The sequence below is a fragment of the Mesorhizobium sp. M0296 genome (assembly GCF_040321675.1).
Taxonomy (GTDB): Bacteria; Pseudomonadota; Alphaproteobacteria; order Rhizobiales; family Rhizobiaceae; genus Mesorhizobium.
Genome location: NZ_JAMYRZ010000008.1, coordinates 186,689 through 197,556 on the forward strand (window position 1 = coordinate 186,689; position 10,868 = coordinate 197,556).

Annotated in this window: 11 protein-coding genes and 1 riboswitch; of the genes, 2 read left to right on the forward strand and 9 right to left on the reverse strand. The window is 63.7% G+C overall.

The features are described 5' to 3' along the window. Positions 1-26: 26 nt before the first annotated feature. The 3 genes from gcvP to gcvT are packed head-to-tail and all read right to left on the reverse strand — an operon-like array spanning position 27 to position 4,346. Positions 27-2,837, reverse strand: coding sequence for an aminomethyl-transferring glycine dehydrogenase (gcvP, locus tag NKI97_RS10965; protein ID WP_352834011.1), 2,811 nt, complete (start codon positions 2,835-2,837; stop codon positions 27-29). 16 nt (positions 2,838-2,853) lie between these two features. After that, positions 2,854-3,222, reverse strand: a complete 369-nt coding sequence (gcvH, locus tag NKI97_RS10970; RefSeq protein WP_352451343.1) for a glycine cleavage system protein GcvH — start codon at positions 3,220-3,222, stop codon at positions 2,854-2,856. A gap of 5 nt (positions 3,223-3,227) precedes the next feature. After that, on the reverse strand, positions 3,228-4,346 hold the full coding sequence (gene gcvT, locus NKI97_RS10975) for a glycine cleavage system aminomethyltransferase GcvT (RefSeq protein WP_352834014.1): 1,119 nt from the start codon (positions 4,344-4,346) through the stop codon (positions 3,228-3,230). Between the two features lie 148 nt (positions 4,347-4,494). Continuing rightward, a riboswitch (glycine riboswitch) is annotated at positions 4,495-4,581 on the reverse strand. A 203-nt stretch (positions 4,582-4,784) separates the two neighbouring features. On the opposite strand from gcvT, the gene NKI97_RS10980 reads away from it, so the two are divergent. After that, positions 4,785-5,783, forward strand: coding sequence for a hypothetical protein (locus NKI97_RS10980; protein ID WP_352451341.1), 999 nt, complete (start codon positions 4,785-4,787; stop codon positions 5,781-5,783). Positions 5,784-5,795: 12 nt separating this feature from the next. Here NKI97_RS10980 and NKI97_RS10985 read toward each other — a convergent pair whose 3' ends face one another. Further along, on the reverse strand, positions 5,796-6,611 hold the full coding sequence (locus NKI97_RS10985) for a transporter substrate-binding domain-containing protein (RefSeq protein WP_352744585.1): 816 nt from the start codon (positions 6,609-6,611) through the stop codon (positions 5,796-5,798). 98 nt (positions 6,612-6,709) lie between these two features. Between NKI97_RS10985 and NKI97_RS10990 the strand changes: the two genes are divergently transcribed. Next, a complete protein-coding gene (locus tag NKI97_RS10990; protein ID WP_352451338.1) occupies positions 6,710-7,312 on the forward strand; it encodes a DUF3011 domain-containing protein in 603 nt (200 codons plus the stop codon). A 23-nt stretch (positions 7,313-7,335) separates the two neighbouring features. On the opposite strand, the gene NKI97_RS10995 is transcribed toward NKI97_RS10990, so the two are convergent. The 5 genes from NKI97_RS10995 to gfa form a co-directional block, all read right to left on the reverse strand. Beyond that, positions 7,336-8,145: a molybdopterin-binding protein gene (locus NKI97_RS10995; protein ID WP_352834017.1), complete on the reverse strand. Its 810-nt coding sequence runs from the start codon at positions 8,143-8,145 to the stop codon at positions 7,336-7,338. A 1-nt stretch (position 8,146) separates the two neighbouring features. Continuing rightward, on the reverse strand, positions 8,147-9,025 hold the full coding sequence (locus tag NKI97_RS11000; protein WP_352454437.1) for a cytochrome b/b6 domain-containing protein: 879 nt from the start codon (positions 9,023-9,025) through the stop codon (positions 8,147-8,149). A 102-nt stretch (positions 9,026-9,127) separates the two neighbouring features. Beyond that, positions 9,128-9,805 (reverse strand): DUF1345 domain-containing protein, encoded by a 678-nt coding sequence (locus NKI97_RS11005; protein WP_352834020.1) that lies wholly within the window; start codon positions 9,803-9,805, stop codon positions 9,128-9,130. A gap of 5 nt (positions 9,806-9,810) precedes the next feature. After that, the gene (locus NKI97_RS11010; RefSeq protein ID WP_352454435.1) at positions 9,811-10,278 is read right to left on the reverse strand and encodes a YaiI/YqxD family protein; all 468 of its coding nucleotides are present in this window, start codon (positions 10,276-10,278) and stop codon (positions 9,811-9,813) included. Positions 10,279-10,344: 66 nt separating this feature from the next. Further along, positions 10,345-10,868 (reverse strand): S-(hydroxymethyl)glutathione synthase (gene gfa / locus NKI97_RS11015; protein WP_352834023.1); only part of this gene is annotated, 524 nt, incomplete at its 5' end.

Consider the following 10,868-nt stretch of genomic DNA (forward strand, 5'->3'; position numbering starts at 1 on the left):
CGGATTCCACTTTTCGGGATCATGATCTATTCCGCCGCACCCAGATATTCCGACAGCGGCGGGCAGGAGCAGACAAGGTTGCGGTCGCCGGCGACATTGTCGATGCGCGACACCGGCGGCCAGTATTTTGCCGCCGTGTCGGCATCGCCGGCGGGGTAGGCCGCCTCCAGGCGCGAATAGGGATGGGTCCACTGGCCGGCCAACGCCTCGGCGGCGGTGTGCGGCGCATTGACTAGAGGATTGTCGGCCAACGGCCATTCGCCCTTCGCCACCTTGGCTGCCTCGCCGGCTATGGCGATCATCGCCTCGCAGAAGCGATCCAGCTCGCGCTTGGGCTCGGACTCGGTCGGCTCCACCATCAGTGTGCCGGCCACCGGGAACGACATGGTCGGTGCATGGAAGCCATAGTCGATCAGCCGCTTGGCGATATCGTCGACGCTGATGCCGGCGCTGTCCTTGAGCACGCGGGTGTCGAGGATGCATTCATGCGCAACGCGTCCGTTGCGCCCTTTGTAAAGCAGGGGGAAATGCTCGCCGAGCCGCGTCGCCACATAGTTGGCGGAGATGATCGCCGTCTCGGTCGCCTGCTTCAGGCCGGAAGCGCCCATCATGCGGATATACATCCAGGTGATCGGCAGGATGGAGGCACTGCCGAACGGTGCCGCCGCCACGGCATGGGCCGAGCCTTCGGTGACGTGGCCGGGCAGATATGGCTTCAGGTGCGCCTTGACGCCGATCGGGCCGACACCGGGGCCGCCGCCGCCATGCGGGATGCAGAAGGTCTTGTGCAGGTTCATGTGGCAGACATCGGCGCCGATATCGCCGGGACGGGCGAGGCCGACCAGCGCGTTGAGGTTGGCGCCGTCGAAATAGACCTGGCCGCCATGGCTGTGGACGAGGGCACAAAGGTCGCGCGCGCCTTCCTCGAAGACGCCATGCGTCGAAGGATAGGTGAACATCAGCGCCGCAAGATTGTGCGCATGCTCGGCCGTCTTGGCCTGCAGGTCTTCCATGTCGATATTGCCGTCCTCGGTGCAGCGCACGACGACGACGCTCATGCCGGCCATGGCAGCACTTGCCGGATTGGTGCCATGCGCCGAGGACGGGATCAGGCAGACGGTGCGATGGCCTTCGCCGCGCGACAGATGATAGCCGCGAATGGCGAGCAGCCCGGCATATTCGCCCTGGCTGCCGGCATTGGGCTGCAGGGTCACCGCGTCGAAGCCGGTGATCTCGGCCAGCCAGCCTTCCAGCTCGTCGATCATGGCGCGATAGCCTATCGAATGGTTTGCCGGCGCGAAGGGATGCAGGTTGGCGACATCAGGCCAGCTCACCGGCATCATTTCGGCGGCGGCGTTGAGCTTCATGGTGCAGGAGCCGAGCGGGATCATGGCGCGGTCGAGCGCCAGGTCCTTGTCGGCCAGCCGGCGCAGGAAGCGCATCATGTCGGTTTCCGAGTGGTTTTCGCGGAAGACGGGCTGGGTGAGGAACTCCTTGCCGCGCATTTTTCCGGGCATGGAACTGCCGGCGGCAACGCCGGCCTTGGCGCCGAAAAGCGCTGCGATCGCCTCCAGATCGGCTTCGGTGGAGGTCTCGTCGAAGCTGATGCCGACATGGTCGGTGTCGATGACGCGCAGCAGCCGGCCGGTCTTTTCTGCGGCGGCGGCAATCGCGCCGGCTCTGCCCTTCACTTTCACGGTCACAGTGTCGAAGCGGCTGTCGCCGAGCACCGAAACGCCCGCTGCCTTGAGGCCGGCAGCCAGGCGGTTGGCCAGCGTGTGGACGCGGCCGGCAATCGCCTGCAGCCCGGCAGGGCCATGCCAGATCGCGTAGGCCGTCGCCATATTGGCGAGCAGCGCCTGTGCGGTGCAGATGTTGGACGTCGCCTTGTCGCGGCGGATATGCTGTTCGCGTGTCTGCAAAGCGAGGCGATAACCAGGACGGCCCTTGCTATCCGTCGACTGGCCAACGAGCCGGCCGGGCATCAGCCGCGTCAGCCTGTCGGAGACGGCGCAATAGGCGGCGTGCGGCCCGCCAAAGCCCATCGGCACGCCAAAACGCTGCATCGGGCCGACGGCGATGTCGGCGCCAAGCCTGGCCGGCGCATCGGTCAGCGTCAGGCCAAGCGGGTCGGCGATGAAGACGACCAGCGCGCCGGCAGCACGGGCCCTGTCGATCGCTGCCTTGTGGTCGCCGTAGACGCCGAATGTATCGGGCCAGGAGACCAGCAGGGCGGCGGTGTTGTCGTCGATCACCTCGCCGTCGACCTCGATGCCGAGCGGCTCGGCGCGGGTGCGCACGACGTCCAGCGTCTGCGGGTGCGGCGTGCCGGCCAGTGCCACCTTGGTGCGCTTGTCGCGATGATGGCGCAGCGCGATGCCAACCGCTTCGGCCACCGCCGTCGCCTCGTCGAGCAGCGAGGCCGATGCCACCGGCAGGCCGGTCAGTTCCGTCACCAGTGTCTGGAAGTTGAACAGCATCTCCAGCCGGCCCTGACTGATCTCGGCTTGGTAAGGCGTGTAAGCCGTATACCAGGCCGGGTTCTCGAACAGGTTGCGCTGGATCACCGGCGGCACGTGGACGCCATGATACCCGGCACCGATGAAGCTCTTCTGCACCGTGTTCTTTGCCATCGTCGCCGCGAGCTCGGCCAGCGCTTCCGCTTCGCTTGCGGGCGCGGGCAGGGCCAGCGGCCGGTCGAGCCGGATCGACTTCGGCACTGCCTGGCTGATCAGGGTCTCGACCGAAGGAACGCCGATCGTCGCCAGCATGGCTCTGACGTCATGGAGGCCCGGGCCGATATGGCGAGCCGAGAAGGGGTAGGGTGCTGCGGTCATCTTCCTGGTCCTGCTATCAACCAATATGGGCTTTGTAAGCGGCTTCATCGAGGAGTCCGTCGAGTTGGCGCTCATTGGCCAGCTTCATCTTCCACAACCAGCCGTCGCCGGTTGCCGCCGAATTGACGAGTGAAGGATCCGATGACAGCGAGGTGTTGGCCTCGGTGATCTCGCCGTCGACCGGCGCGTAGACGTCCGATGCGGCCTTGACCGATTCGACCACCACGGCGGTGTCGCCCTTGGCCAGCTTCTTCCCCGGCTCCGGCAGTTCGACGAAGACGAGATCGCCGAGCTGCTGCTGCGCGTAATCGGTGATGCCGACCGTGGCGATGCCGCCCTCGACGCGCAGCCATTCGTGATCTTCGGTGAAATAGGTCTTTGCCATTGAAATCATCCTTTGCGGTAGCGATGGGGCGTGAAGGGCAAGGGGTGGATGTCGACCGGGATTTTCGTCCCGCGGACATCGGCGAACAGTTTTGCGCCGGATTTGGCAAGCGGCGTCTGGACGTAGCCCATGGCGACCGGATGACCGGCCGAGGGGCCGAAGCCGCCTGAGGTGACATGGCCGGCAGGGTTGCCGTCAGCATCGAAAAGGGCAGCACCGGCGCGCACCGGCTGGCGGCCTTCCGGCTTCAGGCCGACGCGTTTTTGCGCCGGGCCACGCTCCAGGATGGCGCGCAGCGCATCGGCGCCGATGAAGGCGCCAGAGGCGCGAACCTCCTTGGGGATGGCCCACATCAGCCCGGCGCTGGCCGGATCGATCTCCGGCGTGATGTCCAGCCCGTGCAGGCACAGTCCGGCTTCGAGCCGCAGGCTGTCGCGGGCGGCAAGGCCGACCCACATCACCCGCTCGTCCTCGAGCAGCCTGGCGACGAGGTTTCTTGCATCCGCTTCCGGCAGGCCGATCTCGAAGCCGTCTTCGCCGGTATAGCCGGACCGGCTCATGAACCATTTTTCGCGCGGCTCGATGCCGTGCATGAACACCAGCGAACCGGTCTCGATGCCGGCGCGGGAAAGGGCAGCCCACGCCTCGGGGCCCTGTATGGCCAGGAAGACGCGGTCGAGCGCATCCACTTTTACATCGAAATCGCCCTCTGCATCGAAATTTTTGGCCAGTGCGCGCAGATGCTTTTCGTCGGCGGCGGCGTTGCCGGCATTGGCGACCATCATGAAGCGCTCGGCGCCGAGCCTGGTGACGATCAGATCGTCCAGAATGCCGGCCGCCTCATTGAGGAAGAACGTGTATTTGGACTGGGAAACCTCAAGTGCGCCGGCATCGAACGGGCAGGCGCGGTTCAGAAGCGCTGCTGCCTCCGTACCGCTGATTTCGAACAGCTTCATGTGCGAGATGTCGAACAGGCCGGCATGCTCACGGCTGTGCAGGTGCTCCTTCATCACGCCGGCCGGATAGGTCAGCGGCATCGACCAGCCGGCGAAGGCGCCAAAGCGCGCACCAGCTGCCATGTGCAGATCTTCGAGGGGAAGGTGTTTGGTATCGTCGCCCGTCATGTCATCTCCAGAGTCGCACGCAAGCGGCCGCGAATGGCGACCAGTCCGTGCCCCTCTGTCTGAAGCCTGAGAGACTCGCGCCCCGTAACTCTGTCGGCAGCGCTTACACCTTCGGCGCGGGGGCAAGCCCCGACTTTCCAGAGTGTCTTTCCCGTCTACGGTTCTTTTGCCTGAGAGATTTCGGGCGATTTCCCCTTCGGCGGCAGCTCTCGCTGCTCTCTCCCACAAACAGGTAGGACTCGGTCAGGAGCCCTCGACTCGTCATCCATAGCCCGTGGACGACACCTTGTCACCTGCCGGCGACATTTTTACGCCAAGTCTTCTGCAGGCCTTCTTTACAGGCAAGCCTTCGCTAACCACGCCGCTTGCCGGTTTCTCAAGACCTTGCCGATATACCGCATAAGGGCCGGGAATTACCGGCGGCGGGCGGGGAACAAAATGGGCGAATTGATCATGAGCGCGCCGGTGGCCGGGCTGACCTCGAAAAATCGGATCACGGCGGAAGACGTGGTCATGCTGCGCGGCGAAGTGTTCGGCGACGGCGTGGTAACGCGCGGCGAGGCCGAGGCGCTGTTTGCGCTGGATGCAACGGCGAGGGACAAATGCGCAGAATGGCTTGAGTTTTTCGTCGAGGCCGTCACCGATTTCATCGTCCACCAGGAAAAGCCGGCGGGCTATGTTTCGCAAGACAATGCCGACTGGCTGATCCGGACGATTTCGCGCGACGGCATGGTCGACAGCCAGACCGAACTCGAGCTGCTGGTGCATGTGCTGGAAGTTGCCAAATCATCGCCGAGCACGCTTTCCAGCTATGCGCTGGAGCAGGTCGCTCATGCGGTCGTGGACGGCAAGGGGCCGCTGATGACCGGCGGCAGGCTTATCCCTGGGTCGATTGCCAAGGCTGAGGTCGAGCTGTTGCGCCGCATCCTTTACGCCTACGGCGGCGATGGCAACATCGCCATCAGCCGCGCCGAGGCCGAGGTGCTGTTCGAGATCAACGAGCGGACAGCGGCGGGCGACAACGATCCGTCCTGGAACGATCTGTTCGTCAAGGCGATCGCCAATTTCGTCATGTGTTCGGCCGGCTACGAACCGCCGGTGCGCGACGTGGCGCTGCGCCGGGATTCGTTCTTCGAGCAGGCCGATCCGGAGATCGGCGGGTTCTTCAGCCGCATGGTATCGGGCGGCCTGTCCGGCATCATGGAAGCCTATCGCTCACCCGGCGATATCGAAGCCGAGTGGGAGTCCAAGAACAAGGCAGCCGAGGCTCTGGCCCGCCGCGCCGAGACGGTCGATGCCGGCGAGGCCAAATGGCTCGCTGAACACATCGGCGACCGGCCGCTGCATGAGAACGAGCGCGCGCTGCTGACGCTGATCAAGCACGCCTCGCCGGAAATCCATCCGGCGCTCAAGCCGCTGATCGACAAGGTTGCATAACAGGTCGCGACCCTATTGCTTGGCGGGCTCGGACTTAGCTGTCTCGAAGCGCGACATCCATTTGAAGCTGCCGAACCAGTAGCGGCGCACGCCGCCTATGGTGCCGTCGGCGGTGCGCGCGCCGATCCAGTTGTTGACGTATTGGATGAGGCGGACATCGTCCGGGCGCATCGCAAACGCTTCCGGCGTCCGCAACAGCGGGCCGCCCACCATCGTCAACTTCGCGTCATAGAGCCTGGCGGCCATCTGCGGCGTCGGCGACGTCGCGACCATCGCCTGTGCGTCGCCGCCGATGATCGCGGCGAAAACATCTGAGGTATTGTCGAAAGACAGGATGGTCGCCTTGGGAAAAGCTTCCTTCGCGGCGGCTTCATCGGTGGAATTGGACAGCACGGCGATCTTGTATCCCGGCGCCGCCACTGCCTTTCCCGGCCTTTTCCCAAGGCTGGCGATCGTCGCAACCATACGGATATCGGCGGTACCGGTCTGGTTGGAGAACACCACCTCGCGTGCGCGTTCCGGCGTGCTGGCGTAGCCCGCCGCGATCATGTCGAAATCACCCTTGAGCAGTCTTGTCTTGAGGTCGTTCCAGGGCACCTCGACCAGCTTCAGGTCGACGCCGAGATCAGACGCCAGCGCACTGGTCAGGTCGACATCATAGCCGGCCAACTTCCCGTCGGCCTTCTTGAGGATCCATGGCGGGTTGAGCGCCACGCCGATCGTCAGTGCCTTCTGGTCGATGATGCGCTTGAGGCTGTCGTCCGCCCGGGCCGGCAGCAGCGACAAAGCCAACCAGGCAGAAAGGGCAAGTATAGTTGTGGCGATCATCTTAGCGCGCATTAATATAACCTCGCTGAGCCCGTCCGGTTGTCAGATTTACACAGAGGTGCCATTCTGTCGATAGCGGACCCTGATGGAGAGTTGCGATGTCGACACGGATGACGGTTACCGGTTCGATGATGTTCCTGGTTTGCATCCTGGGCAATCCGGCGAAGCTTTCGCTGCTGCCGGCGGCAGCGCAGGCTGCGGGGGCAAAACGCGTGGTCTGCTCCAGCGCCGATTACCGCTATTCCTATTGCGGGGTCGATACGCGCCGCGGCGTGCAGTTGACCTCCAGGCTTTCGAAGGCGCGTTGCGTATACGGTAGAAGCTGGGGCTATGACGGCGGCGGCATCTGGGTCGACAATGGTTGCTCGGCCGAATTCGCAGTCGCCGGCCCCGACCGCAATCCCTCTGCTGGCGACGTCGCCGCAGCCATTATCGTCGGCGGCGTGGTAGGCGCCATTCTCGACAACGGCAATTCGCATCGCCATCATTCCGATAATTACTATCCGAAGCCGCGCCCGCGCCGTTACGACCAATCGATCGATCCGACGCCGCAATTCGACAATCAGGGCAACCCCAACTTCGATACCCACGGCAACTACCAGGGACCGCACGGGCTGGGCAAGCTTGTCACCCCTGACGATAATCCTGACCTGAATCCGGCCCTGCGCAGCGACGGCGACGACAGCGACGACGACAGTTAGATGAAGCTTGGGTCAGGTTTCGGTCAGATGCCGCCGTACCAGTCGTAGCCATTGTCCTCCCAATAGCCGCCTCTGCCGCCGCCGAGATTGGCGAAGCCGTCGACCAGCTCGATCTTGTAGAGGTATTTCGGCATCTTGTAGCCGAGCTGGCGCTCGACGCGGACGCGCAGCGGCGCGCCGTTCTCGACCGGCAATGGCTTGCCGTTGAGGCCATAGGCAAGGATCGTCTGCGGATGGCGGGCATCGACCAGGTCGATCGAGCCGTAATATTTGATGTCGCCGGCAAGGCTGCGGTCGATCGTATCGAGGCAGTGGAACATGACGTAGCGCGCCTGCGGCTTGACCACTGCCTGATCGAGCACCAGCGACAGCGGCGTGCCGGTCCATTTGGCAATGCAGCTCCAGCCTTCGACGCAGTCGTGACGGGTGATCTGGGTGCGGCTCGGCATGTTCATCAGCTGCTCGCGGCTCAGCGACAGCGGTTTTTCGACCAGGCCTGAAACCTCCAGCCGCCAGTCGGCGAAATCGCTGGCGAGCAGGCCCTTGTAGAAATCGTCGTCCGGTGCGGTGACACCGTTCGGCCGCTGTGGCTGGCGAATGTCGGCCTCGGTGAACTCCGGCGCCAGCGCGTCAGCGCCGGCAAGCAGTCGCTGCGCCCGCCAGGTCAGGCCATTGGCGCTTTCGAGGAAGCTGCGCAGGCTGTCGCCGACGCCCAGCTGGCTGTCGAAGGCGTCGCAGCCCGACAGCATGATGCCGGAAAGGCCGAGGCTGGCCGAGGTCAGGAACTTTCTTCGGCTTATCTGTAGCTTGGAGCTGGTCTCGAATTTCGCCATGTCAGGCACTCCTCTCTGGCGCATTGTCGCCATGCGCCGGCGGGTCGGTTCGGTACCACCCGGTGATGATGGAGCGCAGCTCGTTGATCGGGCCGGCGGCCAGGATCATCAGGATGTGGATAATGAAGAAGGCGACGAGCAGCAGCATCACCGTGAAATGAATGGTGCGCGCCGTCTGTCGGCCGCCGAGCAGATCATTCAGGAACGGCAGCACCGAATCCATGCTCGGCGACATGGCAAGGCCGGTGATGATCATCAGCGGCAGCAGCACGAAAAGCACGCCGCCATAGGCCATCTTCTGCAGCGTGTTGTAGTCGCGCGTGTGATGGAACCTGAGCTTGGCGTGCTCGACAATGTCTCGCGGCAAGCGCCTGAAATCATCGAGGCGCGGGGCAAGATCGCGGCGCAAATGGCCGTTGATCAGGCTGGCGACCAGCCAGACCAGCAGCGTGGTGGTCAGCACCCAGGCAAAGAAGAAATGAACGACGCGCGCGGTGCCGAGATCGTAATAGGAAGGGATCGTCGCCCAGGACGGGAAGGCACGGGAGGTTTCCTGGCCGGCCGGACCCGACCAGCCGAGCACGCCAGTGGTATCGAAGCGCTTGCCGAAGATTTCGGTATAGCCGCGCGGGCCAGTCGCCGTATTCTCGGCGCCAATGGCGAAGACGGTGTTGTTGTAGCCAAAACCCGACTCCTTGCCGATATAGAGCTGCGGGCGGGCGTTGAAGATCTGCAGGCCGGAAAGCAGCATGAAGAACAGCGCGATCGCCCACAGCCAATGCGTCAGCCGCGTCCAGCGCGACTGGCGATAGATCAGCGTCGCATCACTCGGCGCGGCGGTATCTGCTCCGGCGGCTTGGTTTCTGGCAAGCGATTCCATTTGTTGTTCCCTCCGGCCGCGCGTTCGTCGCGGCCTCGTCAGATCTCTTCTCCTCCCAATACGTCGCCAGCCTAAGCGATGTTTCACCCGATCACGGATTTATTACGGACTGCCGAGGCTGACGGCGAGGTTGACCGCGGCTGCCACGATGACCGTGTTGAAGAAGAACGACAGGATCGAATGCACAAGCACGACACGGCGCATTTGCGAGGTCGTGATGTTAGTGTCGGCGGTTTGGGCCGTCATGCCGATCACCGTGGCGAAATAGAGGAAATCCGAGCCTTCCGGCCGCTTGCCGCCCGGGAAGTCGAGGCCGCCGACCGGAATTTTCTTTTTTGTGTCGCCATCCATCGCATCGCCATCCAACCAGTAGATATGCGCGTAGTGAAGTGCGGCCATCGCATGGATGGTCAACCAGCCAAGCGGGATAGACAGCAGCGCCACCGTAAGGTCGACGGTGTCCGCGCTCTTCTCCCTGTTGATCAATTGAAACAACGAAATGATGGCAATAGCGACGACAATCAGCGTGACCGCGAAGATGGCCAGTACCGGCAGGTCCGTGTCGCCTGCATTCTTGCGCAGATAGCTGCCGGTAAGCCGCGGCATGTGGGCGATGACAAGAACGAGATAGGCGGCAAAGAACACATTGGCGCTGATCGAATAGGCAAGCGGCGCACGCCAGACCAGCGCGGCGCCAAAGGCTGCCGCGCCGATGCAGGCCGACACCGCGAACGGCGTGTGGCGTCGCATGGGCATCTTGGTCGGGGTACCGGTCGCCATGGCCTTCAGTCCGCTGACGCGGATTTCAGCGCTCGCCGTAGGATGCGGTCAAGCTCGCCTAGGAACCGCGAGCGATCCTGCGGCGCGAAGCTCGAATTGTAGCCCTTGCTTTCGCCGGTTTCGCGCAGATGCTGCTTGAGATCGCGCATTGCCACCGCCATGCCGATCGTTTCGGGCGTAAACGGGCGTCCGGTCGGACCAAGTACGTGGGCGCCAAGCGCCACCGCGCGCGCGGCAAGCGGGATATCGGCGGTCACCACGATATCGTTGGACCGGGCATTTTCGACGATCCAGTCGTCGGCGGCATCGGCGCCCTTGGAGACGACGACATTGCGGATCATCGGATCGCGCGACGGACGCAAGCCGCCATTGGAGACGAAGGTGACGACGATGCCGTGCCGCTCGGCGACTTTTTCGACCTCGGCCTTCACCGGGCAGGCGTCGGCATCGACGAGAATAGCAGGTGCGGGCATCGTTGTTCCAAATGTGAAAGAGCCGGGCGGCGTCGCCCGGCTCGATCGATGATAGTCGAGCGGCTACTAGGCCGGCAACGCGCCGGATCTCTTGGCCGTCCAGGTGGCGATATAGTCCATCAGTCCTGGATTGAGGCAATCATAAGGTTCGAGCCCGATCGACTTCAGCTGTGACCTTATGCCGTCCATGCGGCTCGGATCGACACCGGACTCGATGATCGAAGAGACAAAGGCGGTGAAGCCCGGCGGCGACCAGCCGTCTTCCTGGAAGCGCTCGGGATGGATGAAGGACAGCCCCTTGAAAGCGTGGTCGCGCTCGACCGGGCCGTGCATGTGGACGCCGCAGCCGGTGCAGGCATGGCGCAGGATCAGCGCGCCCGGATCGACGATCTTCAGCTTGTCGCCGTTTTCGGTCACCGTCACGTCGTTTGTACCGGCAACCGCCACGACCGAGAACAGCGCGCCTTCCGGCTTCCAGCATTTGGTGCAGCCGCAGGCATGGTTGTGGGCGATCTGGCCCTTGACCTTCACCTTGACCGGGTTGCTGGTGCAGGCGCAGACCAGCGTGCCGCCGGCAAAGTCGGCCTTTT

Coding starts and splice junctions, on each gene's coding strand:
- gcvP (WP_352834011.1), bottom strand. CDS start 2,837: ATGACCGCAGCACCCTACCCCTTCTCGGCTCGCCATATCGGCCCGGGC.
- gcvH (WP_352451343.1), bottom strand. CDS start 3,222: ATGGCAAAGACCTATTTCACCGAAGATCACGAATGGCTGCGCGTCGAG.
- gcvT (WP_352834014.1), bottom strand. CDS start 4,346: ATGACGGGCGACGATACCAAACACCTTCCCCTCGAAGATCTGCACATG.
- NKI97_RS10980 (WP_352451341.1), top strand. CDS start 4,785: ATGGGCGAATTGATCATGAGCGCGCCGGTGGCCGGGCTGACCTCGAAA.
- NKI97_RS10985 (WP_352744585.1), bottom strand. CDS start 6,611: ATGATCGCCACAACTATACTTGCCCTTTCTGCCTGGTTGGCTTTGTCG.
- NKI97_RS10990 (WP_352451338.1), top strand. CDS start 6,710: ATGTCGACACGGATGACGGTTACCGGTTCGATGATGTTCCTGGTTTGC.
- NKI97_RS10995 (WP_352834017.1), bottom strand. CDS start 8,145: ATGGCGAAATTCGAGACCAGCTCCAAGCTACAGATAAGCCGAAGAAAG.
- NKI97_RS11000 (WP_352454437.1), bottom strand. CDS start 9,025: ATGGAATCGCTTGCCAGAAACCAAGCCGCCGGAGCAGATACCGCCGCG.
- NKI97_RS11005 (WP_352834020.1), bottom strand. CDS start 9,805: ATGGCGACCGGTACCCCGACCAAGATGCCCATGCGACGCCACACGCCG.
- NKI97_RS11010 (WP_352454435.1), bottom strand. CDS start 10,278: ATGCCCGCACCTGCTATTCTCGTCGATGCCGACGCCTGCCCGGTGAAG.